20 protein-coding genes and 2 tRNA genes are annotated in these 22,609 nt (G+C 42.4%); 6 read left to right on the top strand and 16 right to left on the bottom strand.

All coding sequences use genetic code 11. The annotated features are described in order from the left end of the window. Nucleotides 1-169: 169 nt before the first annotated feature. The 5 genes from glgA to BKK48_RS03980 form a co-directional block, all read right to left on the bottom strand. Complete coding sequence (glgA, locus tag BKK48_RS04000) at nucleotides 170-1,600, bottom strand: glycogen synthase GlgA (RefSeq protein ID WP_077426877.1); 1,431 nt, start codon at nucleotides 1,598-1,600, stop codon at nucleotides 170-172. A 243-nt stretch (nucleotides 1,601-1,843) separates the two neighbouring features. Continuing rightward, nucleotides 1,844-3,145, bottom strand: coding sequence for a glucose-1-phosphate adenylyltransferase (gene glgC, locus BKK48_RS03995; RefSeq protein WP_077426876.1), 1,302 nt, complete (start codon nucleotides 3,143-3,145; stop codon nucleotides 1,844-1,846). Nucleotides 3,146-3,188: 43 nt separating this feature from the next. Then, complete coding sequence (gene glgX / locus BKK48_RS03990; protein ID WP_077426875.1) at nucleotides 3,189-5,165, bottom strand: glycogen debranching protein GlgX; 1,977 nt, start codon at nucleotides 5,163-5,165, stop codon at nucleotides 3,189-3,191. Nucleotides 5,166-5,224: 59 nt separating this feature from the next. Next, the gene (glgB, locus tag BKK48_RS03985) at nucleotides 5,225-7,429 is read right to left on the bottom strand and encodes a 1,4-alpha-glucan branching protein GlgB (RefSeq protein WP_077426874.1); all 2,205 of its coding nucleotides are present in this window, start codon (nucleotides 7,427-7,429) and stop codon (nucleotides 5,225-5,227) included. A 5-nt stretch (nucleotides 7,430-7,434) separates the two neighbouring features. Beyond that, nucleotides 7,435-7,827, bottom strand: coding sequence for a hypothetical protein (locus BKK48_RS03980; protein ID WP_077426873.1), 393 nt, complete (start codon nucleotides 7,825-7,827; stop codon nucleotides 7,435-7,437). Between the two features lie 281 nt (nucleotides 7,828-8,108). Between BKK48_RS03980 and upp the strand changes: the two genes are divergently transcribed. From upp to hda, 3 genes are all read left to right on the top strand, one after another. Then, nucleotides 8,109-8,735, top strand: coding sequence for a uracil phosphoribosyltransferase (gene upp, locus BKK48_RS03975; protein WP_077426872.1), 627 nt, complete (start codon nucleotides 8,109-8,111; stop codon nucleotides 8,733-8,735). 123 nt (nucleotides 8,736-8,858) lie between these two features. Then, entirely contained in the window at nucleotides 8,859-10,115 is a 1,257-nt protein-coding gene (locus BKK48_RS03970; RefSeq protein WP_077426871.1) for a nucleobase:cation symporter-2 family protein, read from the top strand. Nucleotides 10,116-10,175: 60 nt separating this feature from the next. Next, a complete protein-coding gene (hda, locus tag BKK48_RS03965; RefSeq protein WP_077426870.1) occupies nucleotides 10,176-10,871 on the top strand; it encodes a DnaA regulatory inactivator Hda in 696 nt (231 codons plus the stop codon). A 301-nt stretch (nucleotides 10,872-11,172) separates the two neighbouring features. On the opposite strand, the gene der is transcribed toward hda, so the two are convergent. Then, nucleotides 11,173-12,687 (bottom strand): ribosome biogenesis GTPase Der, encoded by a 1,515-nt coding sequence (der, locus tag BKK48_RS03960; protein WP_077426869.1) that lies wholly within the window; start codon nucleotides 12,685-12,687, stop codon nucleotides 11,173-11,175. 222 nt (nucleotides 12,688-12,909) lie between these two features. Here der and BKK48_RS10170 point away from each other — a divergent pair, with 222 nt between their 5' ends. Beyond that, the gene (locus tag BKK48_RS10170; protein ID WP_425271804.1) at nucleotides 12,910-12,969 is read left to right on the top strand and encodes a hypothetical protein; all 60 of its coding nucleotides are present in this window, start codon (nucleotides 12,910-12,912) and stop codon (nucleotides 12,967-12,969) included. Between the two features lie 137 nt (nucleotides 12,970-13,106). Here the strand turns inward: BKK48_RS10170 and BKK48_RS03955 are convergent. The 3 genes from BKK48_RS03955 to dnaQ form a co-directional block, all read right to left on the bottom strand. After that, nucleotides 13,107-13,183: transfer RNA gene (locus tag BKK48_RS03955), tRNA-Asp, on the bottom strand. A 63-nt stretch (nucleotides 13,184-13,246) separates the two neighbouring features. Beyond that, nucleotides 13,247-13,323: transfer RNA gene (locus BKK48_RS03950), tRNA-Asp, on the bottom strand. A 76-nt stretch (nucleotides 13,324-13,399) separates the two neighbouring features. Beyond that, a complete protein-coding gene (gene dnaQ / locus BKK48_RS03945; protein ID WP_077426868.1) occupies nucleotides 13,400-14,167 on the bottom strand; it encodes a DNA polymerase III subunit epsilon in 768 nt (255 codons plus the stop codon). 59 nt (nucleotides 14,168-14,226) lie between these two features. On the opposite strand from dnaQ, the gene rnhA reads away from it, so the two are divergent. Together rnhA and BKK48_RS03935 are read left to right on the top strand one after the other, a co-directional pair. Further along, nucleotides 14,227-14,691 (top strand): ribonuclease HI, encoded by a 465-nt coding sequence (gene rnhA, locus BKK48_RS03940; RefSeq protein WP_077426867.1) that lies wholly within the window; start codon nucleotides 14,227-14,229, stop codon nucleotides 14,689-14,691. A 226-nt stretch (nucleotides 14,692-14,917) separates the two neighbouring features. Further along, the gene (locus tag BKK48_RS03935) at nucleotides 14,918-15,979 is read left to right on the top strand and encodes a porin (protein ID WP_077426891.1); all 1,062 of its coding nucleotides are present in this window, start codon (nucleotides 14,918-14,920) and stop codon (nucleotides 15,977-15,979) included. 77 nt (nucleotides 15,980-16,056) lie between these two features. On the opposite strand, the gene BKK48_RS03930 is transcribed toward BKK48_RS03935, so the two are convergent. The 7 genes from BKK48_RS03930 to BKK48_RS03900 form a co-directional block, all read right to left on the bottom strand. Further along, nucleotides 16,057-16,812, bottom strand: a complete 756-nt coding sequence (locus BKK48_RS03930) for a class I SAM-dependent methyltransferase (protein ID WP_077426866.1) — start codon at nucleotides 16,810-16,812, stop codon at nucleotides 16,057-16,059. A 128-nt stretch (nucleotides 16,813-16,940) separates the two neighbouring features. Further along, a complete protein-coding gene (gene nagA, locus BKK48_RS03925; RefSeq protein ID WP_077426865.1) occupies nucleotides 16,941-18,095 on the bottom strand; it encodes an N-acetylglucosamine-6-phosphate deacetylase in 1,155 nt (384 codons plus the stop codon). A gap of 56 nt (nucleotides 18,096-18,151) precedes the next feature. Beyond that, on the bottom strand, nucleotides 18,152-18,958 hold the full coding sequence (nagB, locus tag BKK48_RS03920) for a glucosamine-6-phosphate deaminase (RefSeq protein WP_077426864.1): 807 nt from the start codon (nucleotides 18,956-18,958) through the stop codon (nucleotides 18,152-18,154). Nucleotides 18,959-19,058: 100 nt separating this feature from the next. Next, a complete protein-coding gene (nanA, locus tag BKK48_RS03915) occupies nucleotides 19,059-19,937 on the bottom strand; it encodes an N-acetylneuraminate lyase (RefSeq protein ID WP_077426863.1) in 879 nt (292 codons plus the stop codon). Nucleotides 19,938-19,946: 9 nt separating this feature from the next. Then, entirely contained in the window at nucleotides 19,947-20,813 is an 867-nt protein-coding gene (locus BKK48_RS03910; RefSeq protein WP_077426862.1) for a MurR/RpiR family transcriptional regulator, read from the bottom strand. After that, on the bottom strand, nucleotides 20,806-21,720 hold the full coding sequence (locus BKK48_RS03905) for an N-acetylmannosamine kinase (protein ID WP_077426861.1): 915 nt from the start codon (nucleotides 21,718-21,720) through the stop codon (nucleotides 20,806-20,808). Before BKK48_RS03905 ends, BKK48_RS03910 begins: the two co-directional genes overlap by 8 nt. A gap of 67 nt (nucleotides 21,721-21,787) precedes the next feature. Further along, nucleotides 21,788-22,471, bottom strand: coding sequence for an N-acetylmannosamine-6-phosphate 2-epimerase (locus BKK48_RS03900; RefSeq protein ID WP_077426860.1), 684 nt, complete (start codon nucleotides 22,469-22,471; stop codon nucleotides 21,788-21,790). Between the last annotated feature and the right edge of the window lie 138 nt (nucleotides 22,472-22,609).

The following is a 22,609-nucleotide window of genomic DNA, read 5'->3' as shown; positions in this document are numbered from 1 at the left end:
AGAAAGGGCGATATCTCACGAAATCCCCCTCGCTTTTTGAACATCCTTGATTGACGATAAAATCGTAGCCTCACAACAAAATGTGCAAATTTTAACCGTTATTACACAAAAAACAACTCAAACACGCTATTTAGCACAATAATTTGCAATTATTGTTGATACCTATCATTTATAACCGCTGATAGAGGGCGAAATATTCACTTGCCGCTTTACGCCAGCTGAAATCCTGTGTCATGGCATCGCTACGAACCATCGACCAACTGCGTGGCTTTTGCCATAGGGAAAAGGCTTGTTGAAGACTTTGGCGAAGGGCTTCTGGTGTCGCCTGCTCAAAAACAAAACCGGTAGCTAAACGATGTTTAATGGCTTCCGGTGTGCTGTCCACCACCGTATCCGCTAGCCCCCCGGTTTTACGCACCAGAGGTAACGTACCATATTGCAAACCGTACAGTTGGGTTAAACCACAGGGTTCAAAACGGCTTGGCACGAGAATCACATCGCCCCCGGCGACCATTAAATGAGAAAGGGCTTCATCATAGCCAATTTTCACTCCAACGTTTTGTGGATAGGTTTCAGCGAGATGGCGGATACCGGCTTCTAAATGCGGTGCGCCCGATCCTAAAATCATCAGTTGCCCACCTTGTTTTACAATTTCATCGGCACTTTCAAGTAATAAATCCACGCCTTTTTGCTCGGTTAAACGGGTGATCATGACAAAAGCTAAACAATTTTCATCTTGTGGCAAATGAAAATAGGCTTGCAGCTCTGCCTTATTTTTCTTTTTACCACTCATTGATTTTAATTTATAGTGGTGGGCAATATAGCTGTCGCCGTTGGGATGCCAAACACTTTCATCCACACCATTGAGAATCCCCACCAGACGATTCTCCGCTTTTAATCCCCTGAGTAAACCTTCTAATCCGTAGGCAAACTCCGCTGTGGTAATTTCCTCTGCATAGGTTGGGCTAACGGCTGTGACTGCGTCAGAATAGTACAATCCTGCCTTGAGATAAGAAATTTGTCCGTAAAGCTCTAACCCCTCCACATGGAACATCCCGGCAGGTAAACCGATTTCATACAAATGATGGTAAGCAAATTGCCCTTGATAGGCTAAGTTATGAATGGTAAAAACGGATTTCGCAGGGCGACCTTTATTAAATAAATAGGCGGCACATAACCCCGCATGCCAATCGTGAGCATGAACAACTTCAGCCCGCCACCAACTGTCCAAACCGGTGGCAAGCTCTGCGCCCACCCAGCCGAGCAAAGCAAAACGTTTATAATTATCGCCATAGTCATTGTAATAAGCATCATGGTAAGGATTTCCCTCACGTTGATACAAATGCGGGGCATCAATCAAATAAACCCCTACCCCATCGTATTGACCATAACGCAAAACAATATGACCGGCAAAGTTATCAAATTCCGCGACAATTTGTGTATTTGAAATCCCTGCTGCAATGGCCGGATAAGCAGGCAATAAAATACGGGCATCCAAGCCGATTTGATTTTGCGCTTTAGGCAATGCCCCCAAAACATCGGCTAATCCCCCTGTTTTTAACAACGGATAAAATTCCGAGCAAACATGTAATATTTTCATTTCCTATTTTTCCTTTATACTCATTTTCTCTTTCCATTGATGGAAAAAATAAAATCACTCTATTGTGTTGCAAACAAAAGCCGCAACTTCAACGAAATCTGCGTATCTGTTTTTAATAGATTGAAACAATTTGACTTTATGGCGCACACACAGTGTGTTCCTACAAGTAAACCTCATTCGGTTTGAACAACATCCTGAAAAATCAACAAAAGTGCGGTCAAAATTAACCGCACTTTTCAGGGATTAATCCAAATGTGCCTCAGAGGCAATGTCTTCCCCCTCTAATTTCTTGAGCATTTTCGGGGTAACCAAAATCACCTTGCCCGTTGAACTGATGCGGAAACGCTTACGATCTTCTTCTAAATTCACACCGATTTGCATGCCATCGGGAATATCACAAGTCCGATCAATAATGCAGTTTTTCAATACACAATTTTTACCAATGGTCACTTCAGGTAATACCACACAATGTTCCACTTTTGAAAATGCATCAACTTTAACACGATCAAAAAGCACAGAATTACTAATTGATGCATCCGTAATCACACAACCGCCACCAATCAGCGAGTTATCCACAGGATGAACGTTGGTGTGTTTGTAGAAGAATTTAGACGGATACGCCTGAACCGGATTACCACGAATAGGCCAGCTTTGATCATAAATATCAAGCTGTGGATTTTCAGAAACTAAATCAATATTCGATTGCCAGAAACTATCAAGCGTTCCTACATCACGCCAGTAAATTTCTCCCTCAGTGTTACGCCCCATACAAGAACGGCTGAACGGGTGAGCATAAAGGGTTTCCTCTTCCAAACATTTTGGTAGAACATTTTTACCAAAATCATGGCTGGTTTCCGGTGTATTGACTTCTCGCTCCAGCATTTCGTAAAGATAATCCGCATCAAAAACATAAATCCCCATTGAGGCCAAAGACACATCCGGTTTCCCCACCATTGCAGGCGGATCTTTCGGTTTTTCAACAAACGCCTTCACTTTTAGGTTTTCATTCACCGCCATGACACCAAACTCATGGGCTTCTGAGCGTGGCACTTCAATACAACCTACCGTACATTTTGCACCGCTATTGACGTGATCCATTAACATCACACTGTAATCTTGTTTATAAATATGATCGCCTGCCAAAATTAAGACATATTTCGGCCGATAGTGATCACGAATAATCGCCATATTTTGGTATACCGCATCGGCAGTGCCACGATACCAAGTAGAATCATCAATTTGTTGGCGAGCCGGAAGCATATCTACAAATTCCCCACGCTCTTGTGGTAAAAATGACCAACCGGTTTGTAAGTGGCGAAGCAAAGAGTGAGCGGCATATTGGGTGACAACGCCAATACGGTTTAAACCGGAATTAATACAGTTAGAAAGTGCAAAATCGATAATCCGGCGGTTGCCTCCGAAATAAAGTGCCGGTTTAGCACGTTTATCCGTCAGCTCGTGCAAACGGGAACCCCGTCCCCCTGCTAAAATTAATACCAAGGTATTTTTCACTAAATCGTATTTGTTTAAGTCGCCTGCTTTCATAAGGATCTCCATAATATTATTGTTATTCACAACTCAACGATTGTTATTCACAACTTAACAGGGCACACCCCATTGAAGAAAATGCCGCCTGTTGTATGCTGAGTGCCAGATTATGCGTACCGGCTTGCGCCTTCCATTTGCCTTGCGGTAAAGTGAAGTGCTGTCCTTCCGCTTTAGCATTAATCAATAAAAGCCAACGATTATCTAAAACGACCTGTAATGCTTTGGTTTCTCGATTTTGCCAGTCTTCAAGGCTCATCGGCTGACCGTGGCTATTTAACCATTGCACGTTATCAACCGACCACCATTGATCTTGCTTTAAACTCACTATCTGCTTACGCAGCGCAATGATTTGCTTAGTCAGTTCAAATAAATCTTTATCAAAATTCGCCCATTTTAGCCAAGTGATCGCATTATCTTGGCAATAGGCGTTGTTATTACCGTATTGTGTGTTACCGAACTCATCGCCTGCCAACAACATAGGCGTACCATTTGCCAAGAGTAGGCTCAGTAATAAACCACTTTGTGCAAAAGTGCGGTCATTTTCCACCGCACTTTTTTGCGGTTCGGTCAGGGAGGTGGTTTCCCCTTCTATACCGTGGTTATAGCTATAATTTTCATTACGTCCGTCCCGATTTTGCTCGCCATTGACATCATTATGCTTTTGGTTATAACTCACTAAATCCCGCAGGGTGAAACCGTCATGGGCAGTAATAAAATTGAGCGAACAATGAGGCAGGCGATCATTTTTCTTAAATAAATCACTCGATCCGGCAAAGCGTTCTGCAAATGCACCAAGTTCGCCACTTTTCCATAACCAAAAACGGCAGAGATCATCACGGAAACGGTCATTCCATTCAGAAAAATAAGGCGAGAAATGCCCCACTTGATAACCATAATCGCCAATATCCCAGGGTTCAGCGATGAATTTGACCTGTTTTAAACTCGGCGTATTGGCAATATCTGCAAAAAGTTGTGCTGACCCATTAAAATCAGGTGTATCCCGTCCAAGTACCGTGGCCAAATCAAAACGAAAACCGTCCACATGGCATTGCTCCACCCAATAACGTAGGCAATCCACCACCCATTTTCTCCCCACATCAGAGGACAAATTCAGCATATTGCCACACCCTGTCCAATTGATGTAATGTCCGTGATCATTACGCCAATAATAGGTTTGATCATCAATGCCTCGCTGACAAAATGTCGGAAAATGCTGTTCCGATTCGGCTGAATGATTAAAAACCACGTCTAAAATCACTTCAATACCCGCTTGGTGAAAAGCCTTGACCATAGCTTTAAACTCCGCCAACGGATTATTTGTCGCCGCATATTTAGGCTCTACCGCAAACATCGCAAGGGGGTTATATCCCCAATAATTTTGTAATCCACGCTCCTGTAAATGAGGTTCATTCACATGGAAATTCACCGGGAGCAATTCCACCGAAGTGATGCCAAGTGCTTGTAAATAGGCAAGATTAACAGGATGAACTAACCCACTGTATGTGCCTCGCAAAGCCTCCGGAATTTGCTCATTGAGCTGACTAAAGCCTTTAACGTGCAATTCATAAACAATGCTTTCTCCCCAAGGGATGATGGGCTTTTTATCCTGCGTCCAATCAAAATCTTCATCAATAATGACCGCTCTTGGTGCAAGTAGGGCGTTATCACGGGGATCACTTAACAAAAACCATTCACGACTTTCTTCGCTGCTTAAATCAGGCTTACCACTCACCGCTTTTGCATAAGGATCGAGCATTAATTTCTGCGGATTGGCGTGTTCACCATAAATGCGAAAACCGTATTCTGTTCCAACCGCCACCCCGGTTACGGCCAGATGCCAAACATTTTCCGTTCTAACCATAGGAAAACGATGTTCAGTTTCCCCTTCGAATAAGCAAAGTTCAACCGCACTTGCTGCCGCCGAAAATAAAGCAAAATTGGTAATTTTTTCACCGTTTTCCATTCGCTGTGAGTAGCCGAATGGATTGGGTGTACTTGCGTTGTGGATCCTAAACATATTTTATCTCGTCGTTGTCACCTTCCTCTCGTGCGCAAGAGGGAAAAGAGAAAAGTTAGCTATACTTTTAATTTCAAATAAACCGTTGCCAACGGTGGAATGGAAACGGAAAGAGAATGTTCCCGCCCATGACTTTCAATCGGTTCGCTTTGGACACAACCAAAATTGCCGAGGTTAGAGCCTTGATAGTACATGGAATCCGTATTCAAAATTTCTTCGTATTGCCCTGCCACATTCACGCCAAGGCGGTAATCATAACGAGGCACCGGGGTAAAATTACTGATGACAATAATACGTTCACGTTCCCCTTTTTCATCGGGTTCGCTACGGCGTTCAAAAGCAAAGACGGAATTTGCCGCATCGTCTACCACCAACCAATCAAACCCTTCAGGTGAATGATCCAGTTCAAAGAGCGGTGGATTTTGGCGATAAATATGATTTAAATCTTTCACCAATTTCAGCACCCCTTTATGCCAGCCCCCGCCGATGTTTTCATCCAATAAGAACCAATCTAAGCTTTCTTGGTAATTCCACTCTCTGCCTTGCGCAAATTCATTTCCCATGAAAAGTAATTTTTTGCCCGGGTAGCCCCACATATAGCCATAATAGGCACGCAAGTTGGCAAATTGTTGCCACGCATCACCCGGCATTTTTCCAAGCAGTGAGGCTTTGCCATGCACCACTTCGTCATGGGAAAGAGGTAATACAAAGTTTTCACTGTATTGATACACCATGCCGAAAGTCATTTTATTGTGGTGATATTGGCGGTAAATAGGATCAAGTTTCATATAGGAAAGAGTGTCGTTCATCCAACCCATATTCCATTTGAAATTAAAGCCTAAGCCCCCATTTTCGGTGGGATGGGTCACACCGGCAAATGAGGTGGATTCTTCCGCAATGGAAATTGCCCCCGCCATTTCATGATGAATTTTCCAGTTGGTGTGTTTTAAAAATTCAATGGCTTCAAGATTTTCACGTCCGCCATATTGGTTTGGGATCCACTCGCCCTCCGCTCGGCTATAATCACGGTAAATCATGGAGGCTACCGCATCCACCCGAATACCGTCTAAACCGAAACGCTCTAACCAGTACAACGCATTGCTGGAAAGAAAATTGCGGACTTCGTTTCGACCATAGTTATAAATTAATGTGTTCCAATCTTGGTGATACCCTTCCCGTGGATCGGCATGTTCATATAATGCCGTACCATCAAATGCTACTAAGCCGTGGGTATCACTTGGGAAATGCCCCGGAACCCAGTCTAAAATCACATTGATCCCTGCCTCATGGGCCCGTTTTACCAAACGGCGAAAACCTTCCGCCGTGCCAAAACGACTGGTTGGCGCATAAAGCCCCAATGGCTGATACCCCCAAGAACCGTCATAAGGAAATTCGGATAGGGGCATTAATTCGATATGGGTAAAGCCCATATCTTTCACATAAGGGATGAGTTCATCGGCAATTTGGTCATAATCAAGCCAAAAATTATTCTCAAGATTACGCCGCCAAGATCCCAAATGCACTTCATAAATCGAAATAGGTTGGTTGGCTTGGTTGGCTTTGCGGCGGGCTTCGCTCATTTCCACCACATTGGGTAAAGCACTCACTTGAGAGGCGGTATCCGGGCGAAGCTGAGCACTAAAGGCATAAGGATCGGCTTTCAAACGGAAATTGCCGTGACAATCAATGAGTTCAAATTTATAGAGTTGCCCTAGACTAACTTTCGGGAGAAATAATTCCCATACGCCGCTTTTGGCATGAAAACGCATAGGATGACGCCGACCATCCCAATAATTGAAATCCCCCACAATGGAAACCCGTTTGGCATTCGGCGCCCATAAGCGGAAATTCACCCCGCTCACCCCATCACATTCCATAAAATGTGCCCCCAACACTTCATAAGGGCGTAACATTGAGCCTTCGGAAAGTAGCCAATGCTCTAAATCGTCAATCATCAGATGAAAGCGATAAGGGTCTTCAACAATCTGCGCTTCATTGCCCCAAAAAACCTGTAATTGATAAGCAAAAAATTGATGACAATGGGGTATCACACCAGCAAAAAAACCCCGTTCATCTAAACAATTTAATTCAGCAACGCCCTCTCCCGATTCCCGATCGATGACAATCACCCGAGCCGCATCGGGTAATAAAACCCGCACTTCAATACCATGCTCGGTTTCGTGCATACCGAGGGTAGCAAAAGGGTCACCATTTGAGGCATCAAAAAAAGAATTGATCAGGGCTTGGGTTACTAAGGTTGTCATAGGGGTTACTCCTTGTGCTTTTGCGTGCTGCCTACATCATCGCAAAGAAAATCGAGATCGCTTATCCCACTTAAATTATTCTGTAAAAGGGGATAACAAAAACAATTTGATAGGATCGATAATGAAAATTGGATTGATCGCTGCAATGGATAACAGCTCAGAGAAAATAAAGAGAAGAAAAAGTAAAGTGCGGTCGATTTTGGTCTGATTTTTGGCGTTTCGGAAAATGGCTTTTCCCTTGGCAAGGTGAGCGCATCAATGGGTTCGGTTAACGCAAGCCGAATACGCTCATAAAGGATAGGTTCATTTTCAAACCCCGCCCATATTCCCTCAACCTTCTTCGCAAAAGAGGTGATAAGGCAATCGGCTTTTTGTTGACGTTGTTTAAACCATTCCATATGACGAAAACCAACAAATAATCACTGAATTTCATTCTAGTCTTGCTTAGAATAAATACAATGACTTTTGTTTAAATTAGTGATCTCCGTCAAAATTTAGATGATTATTCGGTATTTTAGCGGCAATCGCCCTCTTTTAATGACATTGAGAAAGCCCAATTTCACACTCTCTTTCATGACAAATCACTAGAGTTTTTCCCTTTTCTGATTTAGAATCAGCCGATTTGATTTTCAATCACTCATTCTCATAATCCATTCATTGAAAGCATAAGGGGCAAATCATGAAACTCGTTGAAGTTAAACACCCACTTGTTAAACACAAATTAGGTGTGATGCGCGAAGCAGAAATCGATACCAAAAAATTCCGTGAGCTGGCGACCGAAATCGGAAGTTTATTAACCTATGAAGCCACGGCGGATTTAGAAACAGAAAAAGTTATTATTGACGGTTGGAACGGCCCCGTTGAAATTGATCGTATCAAAGGTAAAAAAGTGACGGTTGTACCCATTTTGCGAGCCGGTCTTGGTATGATGGATGGCGTATTAGAACATATTCCAAGCGCAAGAATCAGCGTAGTGGGCATTTACCGTAACGAAGAAACCCTTGAACCTGTGCCTTACTTCCAAAAATTAGCAAGCGATTTAGAAGAACGCCTAGCCATTGTGGTAGACCCGATGTTAGCCACCGGGGGTTCAATGATTGCGACCCTTGATTTATTAAAAGCCAAAGGCTGTAAACACATTAAAGTATTAGTGCTTGTAGCCGCCCCTGAAGGCATTAAAGCCTTAGAAACCGCACACCCGGATATCGAACTTTATTGTGCTTCGGTTGATGATCACCTCAACGCACAGGGTTATATCATTCCGGGATTAGGTGATGCGGGTGATAAAATTTTTGGGACAAAATAACCCCGAATTCTAAAATATCAAGACGGCTTGAACGCCGTCTTTTTTCGAGCGGAAAACAGTTTAAAAATCCTCTTTTTTGTGACCGCACTTTCCAGTTAATTCAAACAGAGAGTTGAAACTAATATGCTTCATCAAAATCAAACCACCACGCCTCAAGCGGAAGAAGTACAGAGTATTGCCAAACAATCCTTTGTAGGTTTACAAATGCTCTTCGTTGCCTTTGGTGCCCTTGTACTTGTGCCACTTATCACCGGTTTAGACTCCAACACCGCGTTACTTACCGCCGGGATAGGCACACTCTTATTCCAGCTTTGCACCGGCAAACAAGTGCCGATTTTCCTCGCCTCCTCCTTCGCTTTTATCGCCCCTATTCAATATGGCGTTCAAACCTGGGGGATCCCTACCACAATGGGCGGGTTAGCTTGCGCAGGCTTAGTCTATTTTGCCCTTTCCGCACTGGTGAAAATTCGTGGTAGCCAAGCCTTAGAGCGGATTTTCCCGCCTATTGTGGTCGGGCCGGTTATTATCATTATCGGCATGGGGCTAGCCCCCGTTGCGGTCAATATGGCATTAGGAAAAGACAGTGCCTATGCTTATAACGATGCCGTTTTGGTTTCAATGGCAACCCTCATCGTCACCCTTTCCGTGGCCGTATTCGCAAAAGGGTTGATGAAATTAATCCCGATTATGTTTGGTATCACCGCAGGCTACATTCTTTGCCTTTTCCTCGGTTTAATCAATTTCCAACCGGTGATCGATGCCCCTTGGTTTGCTTTACCAAAACTCACCAAACCGGAATTTAACCTTGAAGCTATCCTCTATATGCTCCCTATTGCCATTGCCCCGGCGGTTGAACACGTCGGCGGCATTATGGCAATTAGCTCGGTAACCGGCAAAGACTTCCTGAAAAAACCGGGCTTACACCGCACCTTGTTAGGCGATGGTGTTGCCACTGCTGCCGCTTCTTTAGTCGGCGGACCACCCAATACTACTTATGCGGAAGTGACCGGTGCAGTGATGCTCACCCGTAACTTTAATCCGAATATTATGACTTGGGCGGCAGTATGGGCGATCGCCATTTCTTTCTGCGGAAAAGTCGGTGCTTTTCTTTCCACCATTCCAACCATTGTGATGGGTGGGATTATGATGTTGGTATTTGGATCTATCGCCGTCGTCGGTATGAGCACCTTAATCAAAGGCAAAGTCGATGTAACCGAACCTCGAAACCTTTGTATTATTTCTGTCGTTATGACCTTTGGTATCGGTAATATGTTTGTCAATGTCGGTGATGCAGTGTCATTGAAAGGGATAAGCCTCTGCGCTATCGTAGCAATCATCCTGAACTTAGTTTTGCCAAAGGCGAAAAATGAAGTAGAATAATCGAAAAATGAAGGGCTGAAATAGCCCTTTTCTTTCTTAACCAATCAGCTTTATATCATTTTGAATCAGCAACTTCCTTTGCCTATTCATCAAATTGATGATGATACACTTGAGAATTTTTATGGTGACAACAATTTGTTGTTGCTTGATTCCTTACGCAAAAATTCACAAGAGATTCAACAGCAATTTTTCTATATTTGGGGAACGGTAGGTTCTGGTAAAAGCCATTTACTTCGTGCGCTGAGTAATCAATATCTCAATGAACAGCGTCCTGCTATTTATGTTCCTTTGAACAAATCCCGTTATTTCTCCCCCGCTGTATTAGACAATTTAGAACAACAAGCGCTTGTCTGTTTAGATGATGTTGATGCGGTCATGGGGCAAGCTGAGTGGGAAATCGCCATTTTTGATTTATTTAATCGAATTAAAGCGAGCGGTCAAACCCTTTTGATTGTCAGTGCTTCTCTCTCTCCTTCTGCATTAAAGGTGCAATTACCCGATTTAGCCTCACGTTTAAAATGGGGGGAAATTTACCAACTTTCTCCCCTAACAGACGAGCAAAAATTAGCCCTATTACAACAAAATGCCCATCAGCGTGGCATCGAACTCCCCACAGAAACCGCCCAATTTCTTCTAAAACGCTTAAACCGTGATACCCATACGCTATTACAAGCCTTGGAACATCTCGACAAAGCCTCATTACAGGCACAGCGTAATCTCACCATTCCTTTTGTGAAAGAAATCTTAGGACTATAAAAAACCGGTATTATGTAGCAGTTGCACAAAAGCCAAATTGCTTGTCTGATATGGATAAGTTCTTTCCTCTCGCCCGCTTGCGGGAGAGAGACCGACGGAAATTGCGTTCGGCAATTTTCGTAAGACGAGAGGGAATTCGATGTAAATTTCCCCCTCTCCCTCCGAAAATTCTACGAATTTTCTCCCCCCTCTCCCGTAAACGGGCGAGGGGACTGAGAAGTATGCTCCATAATTTGTGCATTTGCTACATAATGTCGTAAAAAACAAAAAGTGCGGTCATTTTTCACCGCACTTTCTCACATCATCTTTTCGATTTTTTAATAAATTTCATCAAACGCTTACGTTTGCGTAATTGATTTGGTGTTAATTTATTTTTACGTCCGGCAAAAGGGTTTGCCCCTTCTTGGAAAAGAAGACGAATAGGTGAACCGATAATCTTCAAGCTCTTACGATAATAGTTCGATAGATAACGCTTATAAGAATCCGGTAATTTTTCCATTTGATTACCATGTACCACAATAATCGGCGGATTATAGCCACCCGGATGGGCATATTTTAATTTGATACGCCGCCCTCCCACCATGGGTGGTTGATGCTCATCTGTCGCCATTTGCAAAATGCGCGTCAGCATTGAAGTGGTCATTTTTTGTGTGGCACAGGCATAGGCTTCTTTAATCGAATCAAAGAGATTTCCCACCCCACTGCCGTGTAACGCAGAAATGAAATGCACTCGGGCAAAATCAATAAAATCTAAACGGCGATCAAGTTCTGATTTCACTCGGTCTTTGATTTCTTGATCCAATCCATCCCATTTATTCACCACAATAACCAGGGAACGTCCGGCATTTAAAATAAAACCGAGTAATGATAGATCTTGGTCTGAAATATTTTCACGGGCATCAATGGTGAGTAACACCACATTGGCATCTTGAATAGCCTGTAAGGTTTTAATCACCGAAAATTTTTCCACCGCAAGATGTACTTTTCCCCGTTTACGCACCCCAGCAGTATCAATCAAGGTATATTGCTGACCGTCACGCTCCATGGGGATATAAATGCTATCACGAGTAGTACCCGGCATATCATAAACCACCACCCGATCCTCACCTAAAATACGGTTAGTGAGTGTTGATTTCCCCACATTTGGGCGACCCACAATGGCGATCTTGATGTTTTTGTCTTGTTCCTCTTCGTTTTCTTCTTCCAAGGCTCCATCAAGTAATGAGGTGTCTTCTTCCGAATCAAAATCAAATTCTTGTTCCCACTCATCTTGTTCTTCATCAAAAGTGCGGTCAATTTTTTCCGCGTTTTCCATTTGTTCGGCGAAAGGTGCCAGCACTTGCTCCATTAATTGCGTGACACCACGCCCTTGAGAGGCAGCAATTTGTGCAATCTCACCTAAACCGAGTTGATAAAATTCAGCACAGTGGGAATCGGCATCAATGCCATCGGTTTTATTCGCCACCAGCACCGTGATTTTATTTTGACGTTGGCGTAAATAATTCGCGATACCGATATCGGCTGCCGTTAAACCTGCACGGGCATCCACAAGGAAAAGCACGATATCCGCTTCTTCAATCGCAAGCAGTGACTGCTCCGCCATTTTTTCTTCCACCCCCTCTTCTGTGCCGTCAATCCCACCGGTATCGATCACAATAAATTCATAACCCGAAATATGGGCATGACCATATTTACGATCACGAGTTAAACCGGGGAAGTCCGCCACTAAAGCATCACGGGTACGGGTTAGGCGATTAAACAGAGTGGATTTTCCCACATTAGGACGCCCCACTAGGGCTACAACAGGAGTTGCCATAAAAAATCTCTAATCTTGTCAAAATGGAGGGCATTATAGCGGAAGTTAGTGCATTGGTAAAAAGCGATTTGAAAACAGACAAATAAAAAGCCACGAACAAAAATCGTGGCTTTATCAATACTGTTTATTTATTCATAACTTTCGTTATAATTATCTCGCTTTCAAGGTTAGGTCTTGAAAGCGGGATTGCGCTTTTTCGCAACGTTTGAAGAGGATAATCACATGATTAAAATTATTATCCTTGTCGTACTGCTATTATTACTGAGTTTCCCGACTTACTGATAATAACGACATACTAGGGAGTTCGCGCTCCCTAGTGCTTCAAATCTTAAGCATTTATAAAAATCTTGTCAAGAATGGTAATAAATTTCAGGCATAAAAAATGCACCTTAAAGGTGCTGTTTTATGTTTAAAAGAATTGGCGGAATGGACGGGACTCGAACCCGCGACCCCCTGCGTGACAGGCAGGTATTCTAACCAGCTGAACTACCACTCCGCTGTTTTATTCTTTTATCTCTTTATTTTGATAATTCACAACAATAAAGAGTAAATAAAAAATTGGCGGAATGGACGGGACTCGAACCCGCGACCCCCTGCGTGACAGGCAGGTATTCTAACCAGCTGAACTACCACTCCGCTAAGTGGTGCGTATCATAATGATCCACTGTTATCTCGTCAATCTTTTTTTTTCATTTCACGTTCGGCTGTTTATTTAATGCACGGTTCCATCCCCAATACGCAAATCCCACAAACATTTTCCATCACTCTTTTTATTGATCATTTTCAATAATTCCAAATGGGCTTGTAGCTCTTCTTCGTTGGGTTGGAGACACTTTAAATTGTTGGAAAAAATCACCGCACTTTCTACCGCCTCTACAATATTTTCTTCTTGTATAGGCATTATCGGGCTTTCCTCTTCTCCCTCTCCAAACAAACTGGTTTGTCCACCTGTCATCGAAAGATAAACATCTGCCAGAATTTCCGCATCCAGTAACGCCCCGTGCAAGGTTCGCTTGCTGTTATCAATACCTAATCGATCACAAAGCGCATCTAAACTGTTCCGTTTGCCCGGATACATCTGGCGTGCCATTTGTAAAGTATCCGTTACCACACAAATCTCTTCGGTTTTCACCGCCAACCCAAGCTTACGAAATTCATAATCCATAAACCCCACATCGAAGGGGGCATTGTGGATCAATAGCTCAGCCCCTTTGATATAGTCTAAAAATTCTTGTGCAATGACTTTAAAATCCGGTTTATCTGCTAGCATTTCATCGGTAATCCCGTGAACTTTTATCGCCTCAGGATCAACAGGGCGGTTAGGATTAATATAAATATGGAAATTATTGCCCGTATAACGGCGATTAACCAACTCCACCGCCCCAATTTCAATAATTCCATGACCTTCGTAATGCGCCCCCAGTTGGTTCATCCCCGTGGTTTCCGTATCCAACACAATTTGGCGGTTTGGATTAATCATTTGTTCACCCTATTTCTTTCCATTAAAATGTCACCATTTTACACAACAACGATTTTGTTATGCAAAAACAGATTGAAATTTTTACTGACGGTTCTTGTCTTGGTAACCCCGGCGCAGGCGGAATTGGTATTCTGTTGCGTTATAAACAACACGAAAAAACCCTCTCCAAAGGTTATTTCACCACCACCAATAACCGAATGGAATTGCGTGCGGTGATTGAAGCGCTCAATTCCCTAAAAGAGCCTTGCCAAATCACCCTTTATAGTGACAGCCAATATATGAAAAAAGGCATCACCCAATGGATTTTTAATTGGAAAAAAAATAATTGGAAAGCCGCTAGCGGTAAACCGGTGAAAAACCAAGATTTATGGATCGCGCTCGATCAGGCAATCCAACGTCACCAAATTGAATGGAAATGGGTAAAAGGCCATGCCGGCCACCGTGAAAATGAAATCTGCGATAGATTAGCCAAAGAGGGCGCAACAAACCCGACTTTTAACGATGAAGGATATCAAGCTGAATAAAAGTGCGGTTGATTTTTGTCTTATTTTATGAGCAGATTGTTCAAATTTCACACTCGACTGTCTAAAAAATGTGATCTTGATCTGATATTTAAACATTCGCAACCGTTTTCCATTGACAGAAAAAAGGCTTTTTGCAATGATCCAAGCCGTCTATTTCAGCAGTTGACATTTTCAATCATGAAAAGTTCAATCCTAGACATTAACCAACCAATAAGGAATAACAATGATGAAAAAAACACTAGCAGCATTAATCGTTGGTGCATTTGCCGCCTCAGCAGCGAATGCGACAGTAATTTATAACAACGAAGGAACAGAAGTTGAATTATACGGTTCCCTTCGTTTAATTATGGAAAAGAGCAGCTCAAAAACAACTACTGCAACTTCTTCAAGCAAAAAATCACAATCTGCATTGCGTAATGCGGGTTCCCGTATGGGTTTCAGAGTGAAACACGACTTAGATAACGATTTCTATGCGTTAGGGCGTGTTGAGTTCCGCTTTAATGATACGGAATCTCGTGATAAGTTCGGTAGCCTTTATGCTTACCGTGCTTATGCTGGTTTCGGTAGCAAACAATATGGTGAATTAACATTTGGCCGCCAAGTAACGATTGCTGATGATTTAAGCCAAACAACCGACTATGAATACGGTATTATTCCAAAAGGTGATTATATTCCAACAGCAGGTACTGGTGTAATTCGTTATGGCTACCGTGGTATTGAAGGGTTACAGTTAAGCGCAAATTATAACTTTGGTCAAAGACATGATGAAAAAGGTGATGACCTCGTACCAGGAATTAAAGGCGGATTTGGTGTAGGTGCTGTGTATGCTCAAGATAACTACGATATCCGTTTTGCCTATGGTCACACTAACTATGAAACAGGTTCAAATAATCAATCTCACCGTAAAGACGGTTATTTAGCCTCATTAAGCTATAAATTTGGTGATTTCAAATTAATCGGTGACTTCGGTTATGCTCATGAAAAAGATGGCGATCTAAAAACCGATAAATTCTATGTAGCACCTGGTTTCGAATATCAAGCACTTGCTAAATCTAAAATCTATGGTAACTACCTCTATGAACGTGTGAAAACCAAAGAAAAGAGCAAATCTAAAGAACATGGTTTCTTACTTGGTGTTGACTATCAATTCCACAAACAAGTGGTGGTGTTCTTAGAAGGTAAATATACTCGTACTAAAAACTATGACTACAATGCTAACGGTGGTTATGACTACATCAGCAAAAAAGATGACAAAGCTATCGGTGTAGGTATGCGTGTATACTGGTAATTTGAAATTCTTTTCAAATCTTTAAAAAGGCGAATCGAAAGATTCGCCTTTTTTAATAAGTGCTGTCAATTTCTCAATTATTTTTGACTACACACTGCAATAAAATGCAATTTGTGTTCAGGATCATTAAAGGTTTTAAACATTCTTTTAAATTGCTCACGGTTTTCAGTTTTCATTGCATTTCTAACGATTTTTAATGTACCCAACACGCCTTCATCATAAATCATTCCCTTTGGTGAAAGTAATGTCATTTCGCCTGAAAACGTATCCACATTTCGGAATCCGCTTTCTTGAAAAAGTCCTTTCCAACCTTCTTTGGTTAATGGGGTTACCGTGACATTAATCGCTTTACGCATATTATCAAGAATAGTTTGGTGATCTTCTCCTACCAACATCACATCATGGGTCAGTAAAAAACCGCCCGGTTTTAACACCCGAAAATATTCTGCAATGGCTTTTTTCTTCGCCTCCACCGGCAACATTGTCAACATTGCTTCATTGATCACGATATCAAAGGTTTCATCTTCAAAAGGCAATTTCATTGCATTAGCACGCTGAACATGAATTTTATCTTGTAAATTATTGGCGATGATATTTGCTTTCGCTTTTTCTAACGCTTCCTCATCTAGATCCACGCCCTCAATATGGCAACCGAATTGTTTCGCCAAACCAATTGCCGTTGTTCCCATATTACATGCAACTTCTAACACTTTTTTATGCTGAGTGAAATCACCGTTTCCTATCAACCAATCCGTTGCTTTTTTGCCACCGGGACGTAAACGTGTTTTGCCTAAACGTGCCAGAAAATTATGTCCCACTTCTCCTTTCGCCATTTTAATCTCCTACTATAAAACTAAGTTTTTATATTATAGATAAAAATTATTCTTATTAAAGACAATAAAGAAAAAAATCCATACCGTTGTGACGATATGGATTTTTTAATTTTGATTCAATCTGTTTTTTATGATGACAAATTGGGTTTCCATTCCCCGTTCAATACCGTACCAATCACCTCATAATTTGATGTAAACACAGCAAGATTGGCGACTTTACCTTTTTCTACCGAACCCAAACGATCATCTACGCCGATAGCTCGAGCCGGATAAAGGTTACTCATACGAATCGCTTCAGCAAGGGGAATTTCAACGTATTCCACGGCATTTTTGATGGATTCCATCATAGTAATCGAAGCGCCTGCAATAGTACCATTGGCATCATAACAACGCCCTTCTCTCACATAAATAGTTTTGCCTTCAAAGGTAAAAGTTTCTAATTCAGGGCCTGCCCCTGCGGCCGCAATAGAATCAGTCACAATACATAATTTGTCGCCTTTGATTTTTTTATCAAGTCGGACATTGCCATAATTCACATGCACACCATCGATAATAATACCGGTATAAATATCGGAGTCTAACACAGCCCCCACAACCCCCATTGCTCTGCCGGAGCTGATGGGCGACATGGCATTATGCAGATGGGTGGCAAAGGTTGCCCCTTTACGAAAAGCTGCCTTTGCGGTTTCATAATCAGCATTGGAATGACCAATAGAAACAATAATACCGCTTTTGACAAAATCAGGAATATATTGTGAAGTCGGGTTTTCTGCGGCAATCGTGATTTTAGTAATCACATCGCCATTCTCACACAGAAAATCTTTCATTTCTGGGGAAATTTCACGGATATATTCCGAGCGATGCACGCCTTTTTTTTCTACACTAATATAAGGCCCTTCAATGTGTAACCCGAGTGCTTGGTTTTTATGTAGGGTTAAATATTCACGCATGGTGTTAACCGCTCTTTTAATGCCTTCGTCTGGGGCGGTAATAAAAGTGGGAAGAAAACTGGTACAACCGGATTTTAAATTGGTGGCTTGCATGATCTCCAAGGTTTCCACCGTGGTTTGATCGTTAAACATCACACCGTCACAACCATTGAGTTGAAGATCAATAAAACCGGCCGTTAGATTATTGCCCCGTAAATCAATGGTTTTAATGCCTGCTTCAAGTTCATTTTGCGGTATAACGGCTTCGATAAATTCTCCGTTAATCACCACTGCAAAATCGTGTAACACCTCGTATTTGGTATAAATCACTGAATTCACTAATGCATATTTCATTTTGTCTTCCTAAAATCATCAAAAAAACAACCGCACTTTTGTGCGGAATTGCTAAATTATGATAACACGCTATGAATGGCGCGTTGCTCTAATTCACTGAAATATTTTACCGTTTTCACTTTTAATTCTTGCTGTGCGGCTTCATCGCATACCAAAATAAAGTGGCGGTGAAGCTGCAATGCACTAACGGTCCACATATGGTTTACGGCCCCTTCCACGGCAGCTTGCACAGCAAGCGCTTTTTGGTGTCCGGTCGCTAAAATCATCACTTCTTCTGCATCCAATAAAGTGCCTACCCCAATGGTTAAGGCATATTTCGGCACTTGATTGACATCATTATCAAAGAAACGGGAATTGGCAATGAGTGTATCTTGCGTTAGGGTTTTAATGCGTGTACGGGAATTTAATGATGATGCCGGCTCATTAAAGGCGATATGCCCATCATTTCCCACACCGCCCATAAATAAATTGATTTTTCCGTAAGATTTAATTTTTTCCTCATAACGGCGACATTCTTCATCATGATCCTCTGTATTACCGTTTAAAATGTGAATATTTTGCGGTTGAATATCAATGTGATTAAAGAAGTTTTTATGCATAAAGCTGTGATAGCTTTCAGGGTGAGCTTGTGGTAAACCCACATATTCGTCCATGTTAAAAGTAACGACATATTTAAAACTCACTTCACCTGTTTGATAAAGTCGGATTAATTCTTGATAGGTTTTTAACGGCGTACTGCCGGTGGGTAGCCCCAGCACAAAAGGGCGTTCTGCTGTGGGTTGAAAATGGTTAATCCGATCAACAATATGACGGGCAGCCCAACGGCTGACTTGTTCGTTTGTTTGTAAAGGGATAAGACGCATAATAAATTCCTTATCGTTTGACCGCACTTAGCACATTGCACGACTTTAGAGAAAATGAATTCTGACAGAATGGGCTATTGTGCTAAGTGCGGTCAATTTTTTATAAATATTTCTGTTTTAATTCTTTTGCTTTGGCAAGTTGTTCCGGCGTTGCTTTTGCCGTCATTGGTTCACGACAATAGCCTGCCTCCACGCCCTCCAATTTAAGCAATTCTTTAATGGTTAAATATAAACCATTAGCCAAAATGCCTTCAATCAAATCATTGGTGATATGTTGAATCGCAAGAGCATCTTGCAGCTTACCGGCTTGGGTTAATTCAAAGATTTGACGGGCACGCACACCGTTGACATTAAATGTCGAACCAATCGCACCATCAACGCCTAAAGCGGCAGCCGGCAACATCATTTCATCAAACCCTGCCCAAATAAGGTGATTTGGATAAGCCTTTTTCAAACGTTCTAAGAGATAAAAATCCCCTGCGGTAAATTTCACACCCAGCACTTTCGGGTTTTTATAAAGTTCACCGAATTGCTCGATCCCCATATTCACCCCGGTTAAAAATGGAATGGAATAGACGATCATATTATTACCGGTTTTCTCAATAATAGTGTCGTAATAATGTTTGATCTCAGGAAAGCTGAATTTATAGTAGAAAGGTGTAACGGCAGACAAACAGTCATAACCTAATTCGGTGGCATATTGACCTAATTCAACGGCTTCCTGTAAATTCACACTGCCCACTTGTGCAATCAATGCCACTTGATCTTTTACTTCATCTTTTGCAATGCGGAAAATTTCTTTTTTCTCTGCCGTAGAAAGCATAAAGTTTTCTCCGGTAGAACCACCCACATATAAACCATCCACTTTCATTTTGTCGATATTATAACGAATAATCTGGCGTAATCCTTTCTCATTAATGGATCCGTCTTCGTTGAATGACACTAATAACGCACTGAAAATACCTTTTAAATCACGCATAATTTTCTCCTATTTTATACGTTGTTCGAGAATCACATTGAGGGTCTTTTGCTTAGTTTCCACCGCTCGTTCCTGCTCTGATTGCACCAGCAAAGCATAAATTAAATCCAAGACAAAAAGCTGGGCAATTTTGGTTCCGATGGAATCCCCCTGTAATTTGCCCTGCTTATTCCCGTTCACCAAAACAAAATCCGCAGAATCAGTAATGGGTGAACGTAAACTATGGGTGATCGCCACAGTGGTCGCCCCATTTTTTTTCGCAATATTTAGGGCATGAGCGGTTTCTTGCGAATAACCGGAATGGCTAATGCCAATCGCCACATCTTTTGGCGTTAATAATGCCGCTTGCATATACATAAAATGATTGTTACCTGTGGCATCCACTTGAAAGCCGATACGCATCAATTTATTTTTTGCTTCTTCTGCCGTGATCCCTGATGATCCCACGCCAAACAAGAAAATACGATTTGCCTGACGGATAGCGGAAACCGCCTTTTCCAATTGTTTAAAATCCAGCAAATTTAGGGTTTCATTCACCACATTGGAAATCGCACTTTGTAATTTTTGAGCGATATGTAACGAGCTATCTGTATGCTCAATATCCGTTTCCAACAACGGATTATCGCCATTATCCTTAGTGGCGAGTTCGATAGAGAGTTCTAATTTAAAATCGCTAAAACCCTTAAATCCAATAGAACGACAAAAACGGACAAAAGTGGCTTCCCCCACCTCTAAATGGTCGGCAATTTCCGAAAGCGGACACTGCACCACCAAATCCGGCGACATTAAAATTCTGTCGGCAATTTTTTTCTCTGTTTTTGTTAGGCTTTGATAAAGCGAGCTGATGGTGTTTAAAATATTTCCATTTTTAGGCATAACAATTCTCTTCACTCACATCTTGAGGCTGACTAAGCAAGCTATCTTTAACCCAGCGGGCTGCCCCCACTAAACCGGCATCTTGTCCCAATCGGGCGCTTTCAATTTCGCAACGATAAATGGATGGCATTTCATCAAGAAATCGTTGCACCAAAGGCAGATAGCCTTCTGCTAAACCGACACTTCCGCCTATCACGATTTTTTGCATATCCATGGCTATTTTTAAATCGGCCACTAAATTGGCAATAGCCCTTGCGGAATTTGCGACAAGTGCGGTCGCTTTTTCATCATTTTTTCTAAAACGTTCAAATACTTCTTTCGGAGAACAAGGATCGCTCCAAGTTGATGCCACCGCTTCAATGGCTCGACCGGCGGCAATTGCCTCCACACAGCCACGCCGCCCACAACCGCACAACGGGCCATTCGGATCGGCTAAGGTATGACCGATATGCCCTGAAATGCCGTTGGGTTCTGTGAGTAGTTGATGATTGACAATCAACCCACCGCCAACCCCGGTTGACACCGTAATAAAGGCAAAATTGGCTAATTGACTACGATCTTGTAATTGATATTCTGCATAGGCCGCCGCCTGCACATCATTTAATAAACCAATAGGTTTGGAAGTATGGCGGGCAATACTTGCTTTTAATGGAAACTCGGCAAGTCCGCCCAGGTTTTTAGGATTAAGTGCGGTCAAAATTCCTTGATTAATGATACCGGTAGAGGCCACGGCAACATAATCAAACTGATGACAATAATCCGCCATTAACTGCGCAATAGCTTGATGTAATGCTCTCGCGGCATGCGCTTGTGGTGTGGCAATTTGTTGACGCTGAATAATGCCGCTTTCTTCGACAAGGGCGGCCGCAATCTTCGTTCCACCAATATCTAAAGCTAAACCACGCATAATGCCTCCTTTTTGATAGGATTTTCCCCGACTGTTACCATTTAAACGTTAGCGCCAACTTTGCTTACTAGGCGGATTTCACCGCCTGAGCAAACCAACTGACGATATGCTCAAGGCGTGTTAATGCAGAACCTACCGTGACAAAATCCGCACCGATTTCTATCGCTGTTTTCGCCAACTCCGGCGTATTGTAACGCCCCTCTGCCATCACCCGACAGCCTGCTGCTTTCAAATCTCTTACCAGTTGATAGTCCGGTTCTTCTGGCACTTCTCCTCCGGTATAGCCGGACATTGTGCTACCGATAATATCAAAGCCGAGTTTTTGACAATGTAGCCCTTCTTCCAAATTGGCACAGTCTGCCATAGCAAGACAACCTAATTCATGAATTTTTTTGACCGCACTTTCTAAATCAACAGGACGGGGGCGATGAGTACCATCCACGGCGATAATATCTGCACCGGCATTTGCCAAGGCTTCAATATCCTGCAAGAAAGGGGTGATGCGAATTGGGCTATCCGGTAAATCACGTTTTACAATGCCAATAATCGGCACTTTGACGACTGCCCGAGTGGCTTTTAAATTTTCTACACCCTCAATACGAAGCCCCGCTGCTCCACCAATAACAGCGGCTTGCGCCATAGCGGCCACAATTTCAGGCTTATCCATCGGGCCATCATCAACGGGTTGACAAGAGGCGATTAACCCCTTTTGGATTTGCTGGAAAATCTGTTCTTGTGTCAATTTGGACATAGATTGCCCCTTGTTTTTAGTCAAATCATTCTATTCAGATAAGCTTTCAACAATATCGCTAAAGCCTAGCATTTCATCGTTGATGGGCATTATATAGAAATAAAATTTTATTTTAAATTTATTTTTGAAGTGTTTTTT

This window comes from Rodentibacter heidelbergensis (assembly GCF_002000125.1).
Classification (GTDB): Bacteria; Pseudomonadota; Gammaproteobacteria; order Enterobacterales; family Pasteurellaceae; genus Rodentibacter; species Rodentibacter heidelbergensis.
This window is presented reverse-complemented; position numbering and strand designations above follow the sequence as displayed.